General features: G+C 27.5%; 22 protein-coding genes. 2 read left to right on the forward strand and 20 right to left on the reverse strand.

What is annotated here, in order from left to right; all coding sequences use genetic code 11:
* Positions 1-35: 35 nt before the first annotated feature.
* From gltX to HMPREF1552_RS07475, 18 genes are all read right to left on the reverse strand, one after another.
* A complete protein-coding gene (gene gltX, locus HMPREF1552_RS07395; protein ID WP_021744523.1) occupies positions 36-1,550 on the reverse strand; it encodes a glutamate--tRNA ligase in 1,515 nt (504 codons plus the stop codon).
* A 131-nt stretch (positions 1,551-1,681) separates the two neighbouring features.
* Entirely contained in the window at positions 1,682-2,266 is a 585-nt protein-coding gene (locus HMPREF1552_RS07400; RefSeq protein ID WP_021744524.1) for a zeta toxin family protein, read from the reverse strand.
* Positions 2,266-2,439: a hypothetical protein gene (locus HMPREF1552_RS07405; protein ID WP_021744525.1), complete on the reverse strand. Its 174-nt coding sequence runs from the start codon at positions 2,437-2,439 to the stop codon at positions 2,266-2,268. The genes HMPREF1552_RS07400 and HMPREF1552_RS07405 overlap by 1 nt, the downstream gene beginning before the upstream one ends.
* Positions 2,440-2,498: 59 nt before the next feature.
* The gene (locus HMPREF1552_RS07410; protein ID WP_021744526.1) at positions 2,499-2,915 is read right to left on the reverse strand and encodes a YjdF family protein; all 417 of its coding nucleotides are present in this window, start codon (positions 2,913-2,915) and stop codon (positions 2,499-2,501) included.
* Positions 2,916-3,218: 303 nt separating this feature from the next.
* Entirely contained in the window at positions 3,219-3,878 is a 660-nt protein-coding gene (locus HMPREF1552_RS07415; RefSeq protein WP_021744527.1) for a hypothetical protein, read from the reverse strand.
* Positions 3,879-3,939: 61 nt separating this feature from the next.
* A complete protein-coding gene (locus HMPREF1552_RS07420; RefSeq protein WP_021744528.1) occupies positions 3,940-4,614 on the reverse strand; it encodes an NAD(P)H-dependent oxidoreductase in 675 nt (224 codons plus the stop codon).
* 71 nt (positions 4,615-4,685) lie between these two features.
* Complete coding sequence (locus HMPREF1552_RS07425) at positions 4,686-5,906, reverse strand: hypothetical protein (protein ID WP_021744529.1); 1,221 nt, start codon at positions 5,904-5,906, stop codon at positions 4,686-4,688.
* Positions 5,907-5,966: 60 nt separating this feature from the next.
* Positions 5,967-6,890 carry a deoxyribonuclease IV gene (locus HMPREF1552_RS07430; RefSeq protein ID WP_021744530.1) on the reverse strand — a complete coding sequence of 308 codons (924 nt, stop codon included), beginning with the start codon at positions 6,888-6,890 and terminating at the stop codon, positions 5,967-5,969.
* Positions 6,891-6,915: 25 nt separating this feature from the next.
* The gene (locus HMPREF1552_RS07435; protein ID WP_021744531.1) at positions 6,916-7,662 is read right to left on the reverse strand and encodes a DUF4253 domain-containing protein; all 747 of its coding nucleotides are present in this window, start codon (positions 7,660-7,662) and stop codon (positions 6,916-6,918) included.
* A 46-nt stretch (positions 7,663-7,708) separates the two neighbouring features.
* Positions 7,709-7,996, reverse strand: coding sequence for a BRO family protein (locus tag HMPREF1552_RS07440; RefSeq protein WP_021744532.1), 288 nt, complete (start codon positions 7,994-7,996; stop codon positions 7,709-7,711).
* 45 nt (positions 7,997-8,041) lie between these two features.
* Positions 8,042-8,188, reverse strand: coding sequence for a hypothetical protein (locus HMPREF1552_RS12305; protein ID WP_021744533.1), 147 nt, complete (start codon positions 8,186-8,188; stop codon positions 8,042-8,044).
* Between the two features lie 33 nt (positions 8,189-8,221).
* Positions 8,222-8,992 carry an RNA methyltransferase gene (locus HMPREF1552_RS07445; protein ID WP_021744534.1) on the reverse strand — a complete coding sequence of 257 codons (771 nt, stop codon included), beginning with the start codon at positions 8,990-8,992 and terminating at the stop codon, positions 8,222-8,224.
* 36 nt (positions 8,993-9,028) lie between these two features.
* A complete protein-coding gene (locus HMPREF1552_RS07450; protein ID WP_021744535.1) occupies positions 9,029-11,236 on the reverse strand; it encodes a DKNYY domain-containing protein in 2,208 nt (735 codons plus the stop codon).
* A gap of 163 nt (positions 11,237-11,399) precedes the next feature.
* On the reverse strand, positions 11,400-13,583 hold the full coding sequence (locus tag HMPREF1552_RS07455; protein ID WP_021744536.1) for a DKNYY domain-containing protein: 2,184 nt from the start codon (positions 13,581-13,583) through the stop codon (positions 11,400-11,402).
* A gap of 36 nt (positions 13,584-13,619) precedes the next feature.
* The gene (locus tag HMPREF1552_RS07460) at positions 13,620-13,961 is read right to left on the reverse strand and encodes a histidine triad nucleotide-binding protein (protein WP_021744537.1); all 342 of its coding nucleotides are present in this window, start codon (positions 13,959-13,961) and stop codon (positions 13,620-13,622) included.
* Between the two features lie 160 nt (positions 13,962-14,121).
* Positions 14,122-14,550, reverse strand: coding sequence for a ribose 5-phosphate isomerase B (rpiB, locus tag HMPREF1552_RS07465; protein ID WP_021744538.1), 429 nt, complete (start codon positions 14,548-14,550; stop codon positions 14,122-14,124).
* 31 nt (positions 14,551-14,581) lie between these two features.
* Positions 14,582-14,989 carry a thioesterase family protein gene (locus tag HMPREF1552_RS07470; RefSeq protein WP_021744539.1) on the reverse strand — a complete coding sequence of 136 codons (408 nt, stop codon included), beginning with the start codon at positions 14,987-14,989 and terminating at the stop codon, positions 14,582-14,584.
* 149 nt (positions 14,990-15,138) lie between these two features.
* Entirely contained in the window at positions 15,139-15,381 is a 243-nt protein-coding gene (locus tag HMPREF1552_RS07475; RefSeq protein ID WP_026749234.1) for a KH domain-containing protein, read from the reverse strand.
* A 205-nt stretch (positions 15,382-15,586) separates the two neighbouring features.
* Between HMPREF1552_RS07475 and HMPREF1552_RS07480 the strand changes: the two genes are divergently transcribed.
* Together HMPREF1552_RS07480 and HMPREF1552_RS07485 are read left to right on the forward strand one after the other, a co-directional pair.
* Complete coding sequence (locus HMPREF1552_RS07480) at positions 15,587-16,519, forward strand: ATP-binding protein (RefSeq protein WP_021744541.1); 933 nt, start codon at positions 15,587-15,589, stop codon at positions 16,517-16,519.
* A gap of 21 nt (positions 16,520-16,540) precedes the next feature.
* Complete coding sequence (locus tag HMPREF1552_RS07485) at positions 16,541-16,801, forward strand: DUF4911 domain-containing protein (protein ID WP_021744542.1); 261 nt, start codon at positions 16,541-16,543, stop codon at positions 16,799-16,801.
* A gap of 105 nt (positions 16,802-16,906) precedes the next feature.
* On the opposite strand, the gene rsmA is transcribed toward HMPREF1552_RS07485, so the two are convergent.
* Positions 16,907-17,755: a 16S rRNA (adenine(1518)-N(6)/adenine(1519)-N(6))-dimethyltransferase RsmA gene (gene rsmA / locus HMPREF1552_RS07490; protein WP_021744543.1), complete on the reverse strand. Its 849-nt coding sequence runs from the start codon at positions 17,753-17,755 to the stop codon at positions 16,907-16,909.
* A 229-nt stretch (positions 17,756-17,984) separates the two neighbouring features.
* The gene (gene hpt, locus HMPREF1552_RS07495; RefSeq protein ID WP_021744544.1) at positions 17,985-18,539 is read right to left on the reverse strand and encodes a hypoxanthine phosphoribosyltransferase; all 555 of its coding nucleotides are present in this window, start codon (positions 18,537-18,539) and stop codon (positions 17,985-17,987) included.
* Positions 18,540-19,231 lie beyond the last annotated feature (692 nt).

Consider the following 19,231-nt stretch of genomic DNA (forward strand, 5'->3'; position numbering starts at 1 on the left):
AGCATTGTTCTCTAAAGTATCACTTTTTTATTATTTTATTTATTTAAAATATTATTTATCCTAGCCAATGTTCTTTCTTTTCCAATAACTGCAATTACTGTGTATAAATCCGCTCCTCTGGCTTTTCCTGTAATAACTGCCCTAAGTGGCATTAATACTGCCGCTGGACCTTCTCCAATTTCATCTTGCAGTTCGTGCAGGATTTGCTTTGCTTCGTCTTCTGAAATTTCTTCATTTAATTTATTGATTTTTTCAATAAACATTTGGATAGATTTTTTACCAGTTTCTGTTTCAAGTGAAGAAGTCAGTTTTTCGATTGATTTTCTTTCTTTTTTATTCATTCCTTCTTCAATTACTGGCAATTCAAATTCATCTTCAAAGTAGATTGAAGCATTTACTGGCAATTCCTTTAATGTTTGTGAACCTTCTCTTGTAATTTCCACAATTCTTTTTAATTTTGAAAATTCTTCATCTGACAAGTTTTCATTTTCATAGTAACCAGCTTGCACAAAATATGGAATAGCCAATTTTGTCAATTCATCCAAATCCTTTAATCTCATATGATGATTGTTTACCCATCCTAATTTAACTAGGTCAAATACAGGCCCTCCAAGAGAAATTTTATCAAATGAGAAATTTTGTATCATTTCATCAATAGTAAAAATTTCCTTATTTTCTCCAAAGCTCCATCCCATAAGTGCAAGGAAATTTAGTAATCCTTCTTTTAAGTAACCTTCTTCTTTGTAATAGTTCAATGAAACTGGATTTTTTCTTTTTGAAATTTTAGTTTTGTCAGCATTTCTCAAAAGTGGCATGTGATACCATTTCGGCTCATCCCATCCAAATGCTTTGTATAATTGAATATGTTTAGGCGTAGAAGAAATCCACTCTTCGGCTCTTATAACGTGAGTTATCCCCATCAAATGATCATCAACAATATTTGCCAAATGATAAGTTGGGAATCCATCAGATTTTAATAAAACTTGATCGTCAATTTTACTATTTTCAAATCTAATTTCTCCTCTTAATCCATCATTTACAACAGTTTCACCTTCGTAAGGCATTTTAAGCCTGATAACATAAGGCTCTCCAGCCGCTAATTTTGCTTCCACTTCTTCTTTTGACAAGTTTCTGCAATGCCCGTCATATCCTGGTGCTTGTTTCATAGCCGCCTGTCTTTCTCTTAATTTCTGCAATCTTTCAGCAGTACAAAAACAATAATACGCTTCCCCTTTTTCCACCAGTTGTTCAGCATAATCCTTATAAATCGAAAATCTTTCCGATTGTCTATAAGGCCCTGCTTCTCCCCCAACGTCTGGACCTTCATCATAATTTAACCCAAGCCATTTCATCGCATCAAAAATTTGCTGTTCTGAATCTCCTGAAAATCTCGTTCTATCCGTATCTTCTATTCTTAAAATAAAATCTCCGCCATTATGTTTTGCAAATGCATAATTAAATAGTCCAATGTAGGCAGTTCCTACATGTGGATCTCCAGTTGGAGACGGTGCTATTCTAACTCTTACTTTTTTATTATCACTGTTTGACATTTTTTTCTCTTTTCTCCTATCTATTTTATTATTCTTTGTATATTATATAATAAAATAAAGTATTGTGCAACAATTTGATTTTATGATATAGTAATAAATTTAATTTATTTATCTTTTTTACTTCAATTTTTTTATTTTTTATTTTCAATTACTTCTATAGAGTTTTTAGACCAATTTACATTTTTTTCTTTATATAAAATTTTATTATTTATAAATGAAAAAATATGTTTATATTTTATAGAATTATCATATAGGTAAACTTCATCAAATTTTGTAATTACCTGTTTTAAATTTTTTAAAGATTCATAATATCTTTTTTCGACTATTTCATCAGCTATATTATGACCGCCTTTTTCTACTCTATTTTTTATTCTTTCCTTTGCTATTTCAGGATTATTTACACCAACATAGAATAATTGTAATTCGTAACCTAATTCTTTTGCTTTATCGATAGTTTTTAAAATCGTTTTTCCAGTTAGAGTTGTTTCTTCATTAAACGATTTTCCATGCTGCATGCAGTCATTTCTTAAATTTATTGCTATTTTCGCTGCTTTTATTTGATCAGAATTATTCTTCCAATCTCCGATTTTTCTAACAATTTCATCTGTATTAATTCTTGTACTGTCTTTTATGTTATCATCTAAATTTCCAGAATTGTATAGAGTTGATTTTCCTGCTCCATTTACTCCTGCGAAAATATATAAAACTTTTTTCATTAAAATACACCTTTTTTTATTAACTCATCTTGTTTTGTTTCCAAAATTAAATTAAATAGCTTATTATAAAATATTTTATCTTCTTCTTTTTCAGATTTTTCCATTAATTCATTAATATCTTTTTGATTTAATGTCAATATGAAATCTTTTAAATTTTCTCTTTTTAAATCCATTTTTTCTCCTAATATTTTTCATTATTCTAAATATTTTTTAAATGACAAATAAGAACCTTTTATTTCCCTCTATGTTTCTTTTTCTTTTTCTCCTGTTTCAATAAAAATTTTTTCTGTTTTTCAAGTTCTTTTTCTTGCTTTGTTTTAACTTTCCGTTCCTTTTTATTCACTTCATATTGTAATTTTAAAATTTCTTCCGATTTTTTCAAAAATTTTTTACTTTGAAGTTCTTTTTTTATTTCTCTTTGTCTACGTTTTGGATTTTTGGCTTTCTCATTAAAATTTGACTTCATTTCATTACTAAATCGAAGATTATAAAACTTTTTTAATATAAAATCATAAATTTCATATTCTTTAGGTTCCGAACCAAAAGTTACTTTACAAACTGATAAATTATCATTTTCAAAATTTTCAAAAATTCCTACCCAAAAAGGATTTTCAAAAAAAACTGTCAATTTTCCTGAAATCTTTCTCATAATTTCAGCCTCCTTAAAAAAATTTATAATAAAGAATGGACAACCTAAGGAGGCAGGTTACTTACATTACTGCGTCTGGACTACCAACCAGAACTGTGTTTTTATCTTTATTTTATTTATCGACTTTTTACTTTTTTATCTTGCAACAAGAAGTAAAAACCCTTTACTCAATTATTTCCAAAAGTTCTTAAAGTGATTTTCTTAATTTTTTTGGCACTCTTCATTCCTATACCCAAAACTTACTACTACAGAAACTCCATATTTCTTTAAATATACACCTTTTTTATAAAAATATTTTCTATTTTAAAATTTTGTAGCTCTCTTATATTTAGAAAAGCCTTCTCTCAGTGCATCTTTATATTCTTTATCTTCATACTGAATTTCCAAAAGGTGAGAATGGTATGCAGACTGACTAATCTTTTTATTTTGAACTTTGTCATAGAATTCAACAAAAATAACTTTAAATTTTATTCCTTTACTTTTACACCATTCACCAATAGTGTCAATAATATCAGGTCTCTCAAGAGCAACTTCCTTTGCAGTCTCTTCTTTGTTTTTTCCATCTTTAATAACTTCTATTATGTAAAATCTGCCATCTTTTGTTGCAGCTGTCAACCCTATTCTCTTAAATTTTTTACGTAATACATCCTTTATTTCCTTTACTTCTTCTTCAGTCAGTTGCTTAGAATCATTCGTTTTGGACTTATTGAATTCTGGTATTTTTAATTCCATTAATTCCTTTTCATATTTTGCTTCTATCTTTTCCAGTTTTTGTAAATATTCTTCTTGTTCTTTTTTACTAAGTTTATCAAAATCAGTTTTTTCCTCTTGTTGATTTTGTTTCACTTGCTCAGTAGTAGTTGTATTTTTTTCAATTTTTTTATTCTTGTCTATGTTATTTTTATTTTTATTACCACACGAAAATGCCGTTGCCAGCAACATCATTACAAAAATTTTTTTCATAAAAATCCTCTTTCTGCCAATAAATTAATTTGAGTATATTCAAAATTCAAGTATTCGAAAACTACTCAACAACCTCATAAACTTCCGACAGTTCTCTTCTAGTTTTTGGAGTAATATCTTCATCTCTATACCCAAAACTTACAAAATATGAAATTCCATATTCCTTCAAATCAAACACACCTTTTTCAGAAAAGTATTTTTCAGCCATTTCTTTATTAAATCCTTCAATCGCACAGCTGTCAATCCCAAGAGCCGCAGCCATATTCATCATATTTACCATCACAATGTAAGTCTGTTTTGAAGCCCAGTCAAATAATGCTCTTTCACTTTCCAGCAACTTAAAATGCTCTTTTTGAAATTTTGTAAAAAATTCTTTTCTAATCTTCAAATTTTCATCAGAAATATTTTTTATTTCCTTCCCAATTCTCTCAAAATACTCACTATCGCCAGTAACACCTTTTCTAGCCAGCACCATAACAATATGACTCGCCCCATTCAAGCTGTTAATTGCTCCCCAAGCAAACTCTCTCATGTCATTCAGCATTTCCTCATTTTTCACAAGAATAAATTTCCAAGGCTCAAGCCCAAATGAACTAGGAGAAAGCCTACCTGCCTCAATAATTGCCATAAAATCTTCATCTGAAACAACTTTTGTCTTATCGTATTTTTTGCACGCATATCTTCTGTTAAATATTTCAAACATTTCCTTTTTTGTTAATTTTTTATCTTTTAACATTTTTATCACTTCTTTCTATCTATTTATTATCTATTATTTTTAAAATTAATTTATTTAATATATATATTTTTTTAATTTAAATAATAATAAATTTTCCCATTATCACTTATAAGTTGTACATCTTTATCATATAAACTAATTTCATTTGTATTATTTATGTATTCTTTTCCTTCCTTTTGATTTTCATATTTTTGAAACTTAATCATTTCAGATATTTTTTCTGGCATATATTTATATTTCCAATCATCACGAAGTAATTTTCGTATAAAATATTTTTCACGGCGACTTTTTTTGATATCTATTTTAAATCTTTTAATATGTTCATCTTGCCAACTCTCTAATTTTTTATTAGTATCATCAACGTATTTTGAGTAATTTAATAAATTACTTCTATAATATTCTTTTTCTGTTTCTCCACAATTTAATGCATACCTTAATTCAGAAATCTCATACATAGTTTTTATTAGAATATTTTGATACTTACACCAATTTTGAATACTTTCTAATACATTTTCATATTCTTCGTATTTATAAAATTCTTTTTTTATATCATCTATAATAGTAAGATTTGCTTGTCCAAGAAGTTCAGTACATTTTTCTTCTAGTCTATCTAATTTAATAATTTGACTTTCTCGTAATTTTTTTTTTTCAAATATTTCTGTTTTAAAATCAGAAATTACCTTAACACCAGATACTAATGAAAGAACTTTAGCCTTGTATTCATTATTCTGAAAACTAGAAATTTTAGATAACTTACTATTAATATCACTAAGTTTTTCATCAATTTTTGCCATATAATATTGACCAACAACCATTGAAGCTACAGCCATAACGGAAGTCAAAGAATTTGCCATTATTAATCCACTATTATCAGAAATAATATTCGCATGTCCTTTAATACCATCAGCTCCATGAAAAATACCTCGAAAAGCTCCAGTCATAGTTGAAGATTCTGATAATTTTGCTCCTTTTGGAATTATTACCTTATACATTCCGTTTACTTGAGCTATATTATTTAGAGCATTACCAATTTGAACAAATCCTGGTATAGCTTGATTAATGTGTTCTAATAATTTATTATCTTTTATTTCTATAAGTTTTGATTTATCTTTTATTTCATCTTCTAAAATTAATTCTGGTTTAATTAGCATAAGTTCATTTGAATGTTCTATTATAGAAAAAGAAGATTCTTCTTCAATTTTGATTTTCTTTTTCTTCTTTAATTTCAAAATTATAATAATTAAAACAACTACTGTTACTATTGCAAAACTTCCTATAATTTCATATTTCATTTATCAAATTCACACTCCTAAATTTTAAAATTTGAAAATAGTATTTCCGCAATTATATATTTACTGATTTTTTATTTTCTCCATCACATCTTTGTCAAACTTCCCAGCTCTAAGCATCTCAATCTCAAATTTATACGGCGGAACTTTTTTAGCCTTCTTATCATCGCTCAAAGCCACATAAGGCGTTTCTAAAATTTTTGGCAAATGGGAAAATTTTTCAAAATGTGCAATTTTATTTAACACTTCAAATCCGATTTTTCCAAATCCTATATTTTCATGCCTATCTTTATGTGCACCACACACATTCTTACTATCATTCAAGTGAATTACTGAAATTCTGTCAATTCCAACAATTTTATCAAACTGTTCAATAACTCCTTCAAAATCATTTACAATATCATATCCAGCGTCGTGAACGTGGCAAGTATCAAAACATACTGTCAGTTTATCCTTTAATTTTACACCGTCAATAATTTTTGCAATTTCTTCAAAACTTCTTCCACATTCTGTACCTTTTCCAGCCATCGTCTCAAGTGCCACAGTCGTTTTCTGATCTTTTGTCAAAACTTCATTCAGTCCTTCAATAATCTTATTAATCCCAACTTCTTCACCTTCCCCAACGTGAGCACCTGGATGAAGAACAATTCTCTTCGCTCCAATAGCATCTGTCCTTTCAATCTCCGTTCTCAAAAACTGCACTGCAATCTCAAAAGTTTCAGGCTTTACAGCATTCCCAAGATTAATTATATAAGGAGCATGCACAACAATATCATCAATATCAATATTATTCTCCTTCATAAGTTTAAGCCCAGCCTCAATATTCAGCTCATCAATCGGTTTTCTCCGTGTATTCTGTGGTGCTCCAGTATATATCATAAAAGTATTCGATCCATAAGAAACCGCTTCCTTAACCGACCCCAAAAGCATATCTTTCCCACTCATTCCCACATGTGATCCAATTTTAAAAATTTCTTTTTTTGACATTTTTTATTTCCTTTCTTTAATTTTTTTAATCCCACCAAAAATACCATTGTATATTTTTGTATAAAGCATCTACTAATTTTTCAAATGTACCATAACATTGAGCTACAATATCATAACAGAAAATATAATGTTCAACTGCTAGATTTTTTGCTTCTTCTAAAGTTTGAACAGGATTTTCTACATAAAATTCTATCTCATCATAAGTTACAACTGCTGGAACTGCTCCATATTTTTCATACCAATATTTAGCAATTACTATTTGTTCTTCTGAAAGGGGACAGTCATTAAAACCACCCATTCCAAAATATCCCAAAACTTCATAAGGATTTTTTGTAGGGACCTTTACTAAGATAACATTATCTTTAAAATCTCCGTTATAATCAAATAAAGACGAAAGTTCTAAATCATATTTTTCACTATCATCAAATTTATAACTTTTTTCTGCAAAATACTCATCTATATTTTCTTTTATATCTTCCATATTTTCTACTTGAATTTTTTTTAGCAGTTCAAGTGCATTTATATTCTTAGATTTTTCAAGATTCAGATTAACCACATCCATTATATTATTAGTTTCTTCATCTTCCATATCCAACTCAAACTTTTCTAATAAAATATCATCAAGAACTAAAAATACAGGAGTAAAATTTTTTTCTTTCCCTTCCTTATAAATTTCTAAATACTTTTTCTCAATTTCTTTATAACTTAAATCCTTTATTTCCTCAAATTCAAAATTATATAAATCTTTAAATTTATTTATATTCTCTTTCATTTAAAACCTTCCTTTAAATATTTCATCGTTAATACTTAACAATAAATTACGAAATTGACTGAATAACACGGAAAATACCTTGTATATCAGCAACATCTGTCATATACATTTTTCCATCTTTATGGGATTTCATTTTCAGTCGGTTACAATTTGTAACCAACTCATTCCCCTCATCTTTCAAACGTTTTTTTAATACTTTCCAATAATTATTAGGATTCAAACTATCCGTTAATGCTCCTACAACATCCACAACAGAAAAATACCATTCTTCCTTTTCATTATCCCATACAGACCTAATTTTTTTACCTTCAAATATTTGTATATTATTCTCCATTATTTCCCACCCCTTATCTAGTTTTTTGAACTTTATTAATTTATATTAATTTGCATATTCACAAAATTTTAAACGTCCATAACCATCATATTTGCATTTATGTCCTCTTTCTCTCTTCATTCTATCTGATTCCTGACTCAATTCTGAAAGTTCAGTACAACTCGCTACTGTAATTAGCAGCACAATAAACATTATTTTTTTTTCATGTTATCATCTCCACAATTTTTATAATCCTTGTAATTTCTCTCTCATTTTATAAAGAAAAATCCCTGTTGCCACACTCACATTTAACGACTCAATATTCCCATAAATCGGAATAATTGCCTTTATATCAGAATTTTCTATCAGATAATCAGATACTCCACCACCTTCGTGTCCAAAAATAAATGCATTATTTCCCCGCAATTCAATTTTTTCATAAGAAATTGAATCTTCGTGTAGAGCTGTTGCTATTTTCAAATAATTTTTTTTATTCAAAAATTTTACAATATTTTCAGGTGTTTCATAAATTATATTTAATTTGAAAATTCCACTCATTGTGGCACGTACTGTTTTTGGATTATAGACATCTACAGAGCCTTTTGTCAGAATTAAATTTTGAAAATTTGCAGCAATCATTGTTCTGATAATTGTTCCAGCGTTTCCCGGATCTTGAATATCATCTAGAATTACCACATCTCCCTTTATATCCTCAATTGTATTCAAATTTTTAGAATATAAAAAAATTATTCCTTGACTATTTTCCTGTGTTGAAACCTCATCAAACAGATTATCTTTCAAAATCGTTAAATTATCATGCTTAGCAATCTCATACCTTTCATCAAAATATTCAAATTTCGATTCTTTTACAATTATTTTATTAAAATTGATATTCTCATTCAGAAACTTTTCCCCTTCAGCCTTAAAAATGCTATTTTCATCACGATACTTCTTTTTATCCAGTTTTTTTAACAATTTATAAAATTTGTTATCTGGACTTGCTATTACATCTCTCATTTTTTATTTTTTCACTTTCTAAATTTACTTCTTTAATTATTCACAATCATTTTCATAAGTTCTATTCTTATCTTTAATTACAATTCCCTCGTCTCCTGACACAACAGAAAAACTTTGAACATCAGCACCTTTAATTTCTTTATATTTACAGTAAACCTTGTTCTTATCTTTTGCAAAATCAAATAGCAGTTCTCTAAATGTTGGAACATCAGCATCTTCTATCTTAAAGAAAAATTTGCTTTGAATATCTTTTTCTTTCTTTACATCTAAATATTCCAAATCAAAAAAATCAAGATAATAAATTCCGTTCTTATCTTTGAAATAATTACTTCGTCTATGGACAGGTTTAAAAGAATTATTATCGAAATTTAAAGATACAAGCTCATACTTTACTTTTTCGTCATTTTTTAAAAGATAAACTCCATCCTTATTTTTAAAAATTATAGCATTTTCATCTAAAATTTCAAGTCCATCAGAATTTACGCCTTCCAATTTATTTCCGTTATAATAAACATTCCTGTCATCTTTTCCAAAGTCTGCTTCCAAACTTATAAAACTGTTACTATCAGCTGCTTCCAGTTTTTTCAATTCTTTGCCAAAATCCGCATCATAATAATAAACAGAATTTTTATCTCTATAATAAGTATCAAAGTTTTTATTTATCACTTCAAAACTTTTAGTATCCACTTTTGGATTTTCTATGGTAACTAACTTAGTTTTTACAATTTTACCACTATCTTCATCAAAAATAGTAATCAATTTATATAAATTTTTATTGTCAGTCAGGAAATAGAAAGATTCATTTTTGTTATTCAAATCTATAATTCTAAATTCATTAGAATTTATTCCGTTTATCTTTTTTCCCATAAAATATACGTTATTTTTATCATAAGAAAAGTCATTATCATTTTCTTGAATAACGAAACTATCTTTATCAGCACCTTCTAACTTTACAACATCATTTCGTGTAAAATAAATATTATTTTTATCTTTTGTATACATATTATTTTTCATTATTTCAAAAGAATTTACATCTGCATTTTTTATTATTTTACTTGAATAAACTTCATCAAATCTTGTAATTGCATATACATTTTTATCATCTTTTCCATAAATCAAACTTGGAACACTATTATATTCATTCGAAATTATTTCAAAAGTTTTTGGATTTTTTATATTCAATTTTTTCCCTTCTGAAAAAATTTTATTTCCATTTTTTACCAAGTCAATTCCATCAGAATACAAAATTTTAAGATTTTTATTGTCAATTTTATCAATTTTCACTTCTTGATAATACAAGTTATTTTTATCCTTTGAATAATAAGTTGTTCCAGAAAGTCTTTCAAAAGTTTTCAAATCAGCCTCTTTTATTTTTAGTCCTCCTATAAAGACACTATTTTTATCTTTTGAATACATCTGAATAAGATCGCTAGGCTCTAAAATAACTTCAAAAGATTTTGCATCAGCTCCTTTTATTTTTTCACCAAGATAGTAGACATTATTTTTATCTTTTCCATAAGCTACATTTCCTTCTATCGCTTGAAAAGCAGCCACATCGACATTTTCTATTTTTTGACCAAAATTCAGAAATACATTTTTATCATCCTTCAAATAAACCTCATTTAATATTTTTATCGTATCAGGATTCGCATCTTTTATTTTATCATAGCCACGGTACACATTATTCTTATCTTTTGCGTAATAATCAGGCATTATTATCTGAAATGTACTTTTATCAACATCATATATTGGCGTTCCAGCATAATAAATATTATACTTGTCCTTTGAATAACCTTGATCAATTGCCTCAAAACTGTCTAAATCCTGAATATATTCAACTTCAAGAAAACTTCCTCCAATATACAGTTTACCATTATTTCTGAAATACAAAAGTTTGTCCTTATTTTTATAAAGTTTGAAATCTTTCGGATTTATCTCCATTTTTTCATCATAATTATAAATATATTTTTTATCTTTTCCACTGACTTCTCCAATTACCTGAAAAGACCGAACATCAGCACCATCTAACTTCTCATCAAGATAAAAAACTCTTTTCCCATCTTTTCCATAAATATCATTTAATTTCACAAATGTTTTAAAATCCGCATCATTTACCTTTTTTTCATCAGCCTGCCATATTTCATCCTTATAATAAACAGCATTATCTTTTTTTATATATTCAGCCATTCCTAGATTTGCCACAAGAAAGACAAGAATTACAATTTTAGAAAGTTTGCTTTTCATAAAAATTCTCCAACTCCTTTTTTAAACAATTTATCAAAAAACATTTAAAACCTTTCAAAATTAAATCAGATAATTAAAAAGAATTTTAGCAGGACAATTATGATTTCTAAATTCTATTTTAAAGCAATCTTACCAAAATATAACTCAAAATAATTTTTACTTGTCACTCACATTCATTTTCATAAGTCCTATTTTTATCCTTAACTACAACTCCCTCATCTTCCCGCATGACAGTAAAACTTGGCACATCCACCCCTTTAAATTCCTTATATCCACAATAAACTCTATTCTTATCTTTGGAATACCCATATCCAAACGCTTTAAATGTTGGCATATCAACTCCTTCAAGTTTAATAAAGGCATTTTGAATGTCCTTCGATTCCGAATTTAACAATTTACCGTAATCAAGATAATAAATTCCATTTTTATCTTTAAAATAATTACTCGTATCCTTATTCGCTATATCAAATGAAGCACTGTCAAAATTTAAAGGTATTATTTCATAATCTCCTGTCCCAGTTTCATCTTTCCAAAAATATACACTATTTTTATTTTTAAAAATATCTGGACCAACAAATTTTAATCCTTCTGAACTGATATTTCTAATTTGTTTCCCAAGATAATAGACATTTTTATTATCCTTTGCAAAAAAATTATCCATTTCAATAAAGCTTTTGCTACTACTACCTTCGACTTTTCTTAGTTCATTTTTATTCATATCATAATAAAAAACGCTGTCATTATCCCTATAATAACTTCCCGTGTCTTCTTTAACAATCTCAAAACTCGGAGCATCTACTTTTACATTCGTTACAGTAACCAATTTTGTATTTTTCAATTTATACGTTTCAGGATCAAATTCATAAATAAATTTATATAAATTTTTACTGTCTGTCAATAGTGCAAATGTTACAGGCTCCCCAGAATTAACAGCTAAATCAACAATTTTAAATCCTTTTGGACTTATTCCATCTATCTTTTTTCCATAAAAATATACACTGTTCTTATCGTGTGAAAAGCCATGTTCTCCGATAATAAAACTGTCTTTGTCTACATCTTTCATTTTCACAACATCAGAATACGTAAAATAAATATTATTTTTATCTCGTGAATATGCACCAATTTCCATTATTTCAAAAGAGTTTATGTCCGCATCTTTTATTACTTTACTACGAATTTTTTGTCCATTTCCTATAATTACGTATATATTTTTGTTGTTTTTTCCATAAATTATATTTGGATCACTGTAATAATCATTTTTTATTATTTTAAAATTTTCTGGATTTTCTATATCAAGACTATTTCCATTAGCATAAATTCTATTTCCATTTTTTATAATATCAAGCACTCCAGCACTCATATTTTCTAAATTTCCTCTAATTTCATCAATTTTTACTTCTTGATAGTACAAGTTATTTTTATCTTTTGAATAAAAAGTTGATTTTTCTAATTTTTCAAATGTTTTTGAATCTGCTCCTTTTATTTCCATTCCAGAAATATAAACTTTATCTTTATCTTTTGAATACGTTGCAAAATCTTTTTCTGAAATTATTTCAAAAGTTCTAGGATCTGCTTTTTTAATTATTTCACCAAATAAATAAACATTTTTATTATCTTTTGCGTAAATATGCATTTCTCCTAAAACTTCAAAACTGTTCAAATCAGCATTTTTAATTTTCCCATATTTTGTAAATACACTTTTATCATCTTTCAAGTAAATTTCACTTAAAATTTTTACTGTTTTTGGATTCACTTCCCTTATTGGTCTTGAACCATAATACACCTTGTTTTTATCTTTCGCATAAGTATCTTGCATTATTATCTGAAAAGTATCCATATCCATATCAGACAAAGTTACTCCACCATAATAAATATTATATTTATCTCTTGAATATTCATCATCCAATACTTCAAAAGTATCTACATCTTCAATTCCATTAAGTTCATCTAATCCTTTTAAATCATATATTTTCCCATTATTTCTAAAATATACTATTTTATTCTTATTTTCATAAAGTTTAAAATCTTTTGGATTTATTTTTACTTTCTGATTATACCAATAAAAGTTATCTTTATCTCTTCCAATATTTTCTCCAACTGCCTTAAATGTTTTAAAATCTGCATTTTCCAGTTTTCCGTCTCCATAAAAAACATTTTTATTATCTTTCCCATAAATCTTATTCAATTCTACAAATGTTTTAAAATCCGCATTATTTACCTTTTTCTCATCTGCCTGCCATATTTCATCCTTATAGTAAACAGCATTATCTTTTTTTATGTATTCAGCCATTCCCAGATTTGCCACAAGAAAAACGAGTATCACAATTTTAGAAAGTCTGATTTTCATGCACTTCCTCCATAATTTTAGAAAATTTTACTGTTTCTATTTCAATGTAACTGGCAATTTTTCTCCACCTAAAATATGGTAATGAATATGATAAACTTCCTGTCCGCCATTGTCCCCAATGTTAGTTATAACTCTATACCCATCTTTATCCAATTCCAGAATTCTAGCCACTTTTGCCACAGTCAACTGCAATTTACCAAGCAGCAAAGCATCTTCCTCAGTTGCTGCATCCAAATTTTTAATTTCCTTTTTTGGAATTACAAGCACGTGAACTTTTGCCGCTGGATTTATATCATGAAAAGCCAAGAACTCTTCATCTTCATATACAATATTTGCTGGTATTTCCTTATCTATTATCTTTTTAAAAATTGTTGACATAAAAATCACTCCCTTATTTTATTTTTTTAAATTTTGAAAAGGGGTCAAGACCCCTTATTTTATAATAATATTTTTTTGTTAAACCTTAGTAATTTCCAAAAAAGTCTAACAAATATTTAGCAATAAAATTTAATTAGAATCTTTTAATATATTTTCTAAATTACAATTCTATTTTTCCGACTCTTTTAGCATGTCTGCCACCTTCAAACTCTGTATTTACAAATGCTTCAACACATGCTAATCCCAAATCTTCTCCTAAAACTCTAGCTCCTAATGCTATAATATTTGCATCATTGTGAAGTCTTGAAAGTTTTGCTGTATACTCGTTGTGGCAAAGAGCCGCACGAATTCCTTTTATTTTATTTGCGGCAATAGAAATTCCAATTCCAGTCCCACAAATCAAAATTCCAAAGTTAACTTCCTCATCCAAAACTTTTTTACTAACTTCCTTAGCAATATCAGGATAATCAACTGAATCCAACGTATCAGTTCCCACATTCACAATTTCATATCCCTTGCTTCTAAGTTCCTTCATCATTTTATTTTTAAATTCTACCCCTGCATGATCATTTCCAATCGCTATTTTCATTTGTAAAGCCTCTTTTCTTCTTAATAATAAGTTATTTAATAAGTTCTTCTAGTAACTCATTTGAAATTCTTTTCAATTTCCCATTTTCATCCACAAAAACATTTACGGTTTCAGCCTTTGCCTTTAAAACTCCGTCTGAATTGTACATTTCATAAGAAAATCTGATTTTAATATTGTTTATTTCTTCAATTTTCACAGAAACTTTAATTTCTTCATCATATTTTGCAGAATTAATATATTCAATATTTAGCGTCTTTACTGGTAAAATAAATCCCATATCTTCCATATTCTTATATGGAAAGACATCCCTAAAATACTCAGTACGTGCCATTTCCATCCATTTTAGATAGTTTGAATGATACACAACTCCCATTTTATCAGTATCGTAATAATAAACCCGAAGTTTAAAGCTCTTCTTTTTCAAATCAGAAGTTTTCATAAATCCGCTCCTTGATTAATATAAAAATTTTAGTTATTTATAAAGTTCTGTTAATACAGTATTTTTTGACTTTTTTTATATTTTATATAATTATTTCTAACTATTTGCTACCATATAAATACTGACATCATTTTAACAAATTTTTAAACTTACATTTCCTTAACCTCGATTTTTACACTTTTTCTATCTTTTTTTGCAACTGAAGACATTAGAACTCTAAGTGCTGTAATAATTCTTCCATTTTTTCCAATAACTTTTCCCATGTCATCTTTTGTAACGTTAATCGTAATATCTACAAACTTACCTTTTTCGTTACTTTCAATAGTATAGCTTTCAGTCGAATCCAATAAATTTTCAACCCAGAAATCCACAGTTTCAAAATATTTGCTCATTTTATTTCTTTCCTCCACTTTTTTTATTTAAAATTTTATTTTCTTAAAGTTATTATATCATAATTTCAATATTCTTATCAAATTTTGTTTTCAAATTTTTTATCAAAAAATATAGCAATCCTAGTTTAAAATCAAACTACTTGACAATCTTCTAAAAACTTGATACAGTCTATAAAGACACAAATTTTAAAAGGAGTTGTAAATAATGAATTTAGAAAATGTCGAAAGCAGTTTCGATAATAAAAATACAATAAATAATGAAATAGACGCTGACAAAATTGCCTCTACTTCTCTTGGAAGTGCAGTCTGTGAAACAATTTTACCCTCTGTTCCACTTCAGCCTCTGGAAACTATTGAAAAAAGTATTCAGAAGAAATACCGTTCAGCACTTTGGACCCCTTTTGTAAGGGCTTTAAAGGAATTTGAAATGGTAAAAGATGGCGACAGGATTGCAGTTGCTATTTCTGGAGGTAAAGACAGCCTTTTGCTTTCAAAGCTGTTTCAGGAACTAAAAAGAGCCAGTAGAACTAATTTTGAATTAGTGTTTATCTCAATGAATCCTGGATTTAACCCTGCTAATTTGAATAATTTGAAAAAAAATCTAGAACATCTGAATATTCCGTGTGAGATTTATAATGATAATATTTTTGAAATTGCAGAAAAGATTGCAAAAGACTATCCTTGCTATATGTGTGCCAAAATGCGTCGTGGAAGCCTTTACACAAAAGCAACTTCACTTGGATGTAATAAACTAGCACTTGGACATCATTTTGACGATGTTATCGAAACTACTCTGATGAGTATGTTTTATATGGGAAAATTTGAAACAATGCTGCCAAAACTAAAGTCCGATAATTTTGAGATAGAATTAATCCGTCCATTATTCTACGTTGAAGAAAAAGCAATTATAAAATGGGTACGAAATAACGGTATCTTGCCAATGAACTGCGGCTGTACCGTAGCTGCCGAAAAGACTTCCAGTAAACGCCGTGAAACAAAAGATTTAATTGCACAGCTTGTAAAAACTAATCCAGACATTAAAAAACGTATAATTCAATCAACACAAAATGTAAATTTGGAAAAAATATTAGGCTGGAAAGATTCTGATGGAAAATACTCATATTTAGATAAATTCTAAAAAGAAAGGTAAAAGCAAGAAATGGAAAATACAGAAATGCAAATAAAAAGCTGGGAATACATTATTCAAACGAAAAAAGAACATATTGATTTTATAAATAAAATCATAGAGGCATACGATGGATTAGGAAACGTAAGAACTCTTGACAATCAGAATGGTTTAATAAAAATTCTTACAAATTCTTATCTTTTAGATGATATGGATAACGCAATCGAAACATTAAAGCAAAAAAATATCGAAATAGAAATTCTAGAAAAAAGAGAATGGCTTGGAGTATTATAATTCCAAGCCTATTTATTTACAAATTATCGTGAATTTACTTAATATTCGATTAATATCCTGCTCTTGTTTTAAACTATAATTTTATAAAATAAAATTACCATTAATTTATTTTTCCAAAATCCCAATAAAATCAATAAATTCCTGAACAGAAAACTCTTCAGTCCGTGCAAGTCTTGTCTTTCCAACTTTTTCTAGTGCAGCTCCAACGACATCCTTTGAGAATCCTAATTTTGTTAAGTTGTTAGCAATACTTTTTCGCTTATTGGAAAAGGCTTCTTTCAAATATTTAAAATATTTTTCTTCTGAAATCTGGCTTTCATATCTTTTATCTTTCAAAATTTTTATTCCTAAAAATGCTGAGTCAACTTTTGGAATAGGATCAAATTTTTCTTTCGGCACAGTAAACAGATATTCTGCTTCAGCGTAAAATTGAACTGCGTGTGTAAGCAGACTCATATTTTTGCTATGAGACTGGGAGGCAATTCGCTCTGCCACTTCCTTTTGCACCATCAAATAAATTTCATCAATATTCTCACGGTATTCCAAAAGTTTGTTAATAATCGGCGAAGTTATATAATACGGAATATTTGCCACAACTTTAACATTTTTCTTATCTTCAAAAAATTTTTTCAAATCTGCTTCCATAAAATCCTGATGGATTAATTTAAAATTTTGTTTATTTTCAAATTTTTTATTCAAAAACGGTATCAAGTCATCATCTATCTCAAAAGCAGTCAAAAATTTAGAATTTTCAATCAATTTTTCTGTCAAAAATCCCAATCCTGGTCCTATTTCCAGAACTTCTGTTTCCTCATTTATATTTGCTATGTCTAAAATTTCATCTGATAAATTGCTGTCATTTAAAAAATTCTGTCCATATTTCTTTTTAGCCTTATGATTTTCATTCTCAAAGTTTTTGTTCTTTTTATGATGTTTTTCTTTATTTCTTTTCAATATTTCTCCTCATTTAATAAATATACTTATTCGTAAAAGTCTAAATTCTCTAATAGTTAAAATGGTCTTACAATTCTAATTTTTACTATTTTTCTTAAGCATTTTTACAATAAGATTTTAATATTTTAGATAAAAATATTATATTTATTGGATTTTTTGTATTATTACTTTTATAATTGTTTATCATAAATTTCAAAATTAAATCCTAATAAAAAAATTAATTTTAAATCTATTCAAATACCGATGGTTCAGCAATCCCTACATATTCAAGATTTCTATAATTTTCATTAAAGTCAAGTCCATATCCTACAACAAATTCATTTGGAATTTCAAAACCAACATATTGCACATCAACTTCCACTTCTCTTCTTTCAGGCTTGTCCAAAAGCGTACATAGTGAGACTTTCTTAGGGTTTCTACTTCCTAAAAGCTGTAATACTTTTTTTAACGTAAATCCTGAATCAATAATATCTTCCACAACTAACACATTTTTACCGCTAATTGTACTTCTCAAATCCTTCAAAATCTTAACTTCCCTAGAACTTTGAGTTCCTTCTCCATAACTAGAAGCCTCAATAAAATCAATTTCAAGTGGCAATCTTATTTCTCTAATCAAATCAGCCATAAACACAATCGATCCTTTTAAAAGCCCAATAACTATCAACGGCTCGCTTTCATTTTTAAAATCCTCTGTAATTTGTTTTCCCAGCTCTTTTAATCTTTTCTGAATTTCTTCTTTTGTAATCAACTGTTTTTTTATTCCAAATTCAACATTTTTTTTCATCAGTTTTCCTCCATAATTAATTTTTATATGACTTAATTTCTCTTAAACTTTATTTTACCTCAATTTTCAATAATTACAACCATAATTTAAATTTATTTAAATCAATCTCAAGAATTAAAAATAAATATTTTCTAAAAACTTCAAAAATATTTTAAAATTATTTAATTTTTAGTATTGACTTTTTTAACTTTCGTGCTATAATAATAATGTCAAAAGGAAGTTAATTAATAATTAACAACCATTTGGCTATATAGGGAAATTTGTTTTTTTGAATAAAAGACCATTTTATGAGATAGCCCAAAAAAACATTATTTATTTAATTTCCCTATATAAAAAGGGCTATCTCATAATCCACAATTTATCTATTTTACAAGGTTTATAAGTATAGCCTTTTCTAATCAAATCTAATTCATTTAGATTTTTTTTATTACATAAATTTTTTTACATTTTAACTTATCCTAACCCCATTAAAAAAATAGTATTAAAATTCTATAATAATTAATTTTATAGCTTTATTAAAAAAATCAAATCTAATTTTTTAAGTATCCATCTTAAAGACTTTTGGTAATTTATTTATATATTTTTTAACGTAAGGGCATCAGACACCATGCCCTTTTTCGCAATAGCAGTTATTTTAACATGTATAACTGGTTACTATTTAGAGATAATGGCGAAATGTTCTACGAACTACC

This window comes from Leptotrichia sp. oral taxon 879 str. F0557 (genome assembly GCF_000469385.1).
GTDB classification, from domain to species: domain Bacteria; phylum Fusobacteriota; class Fusobacteriia; order Fusobacteriales; family Leptotrichiaceae; genus Leptotrichia; species Leptotrichia mesophila.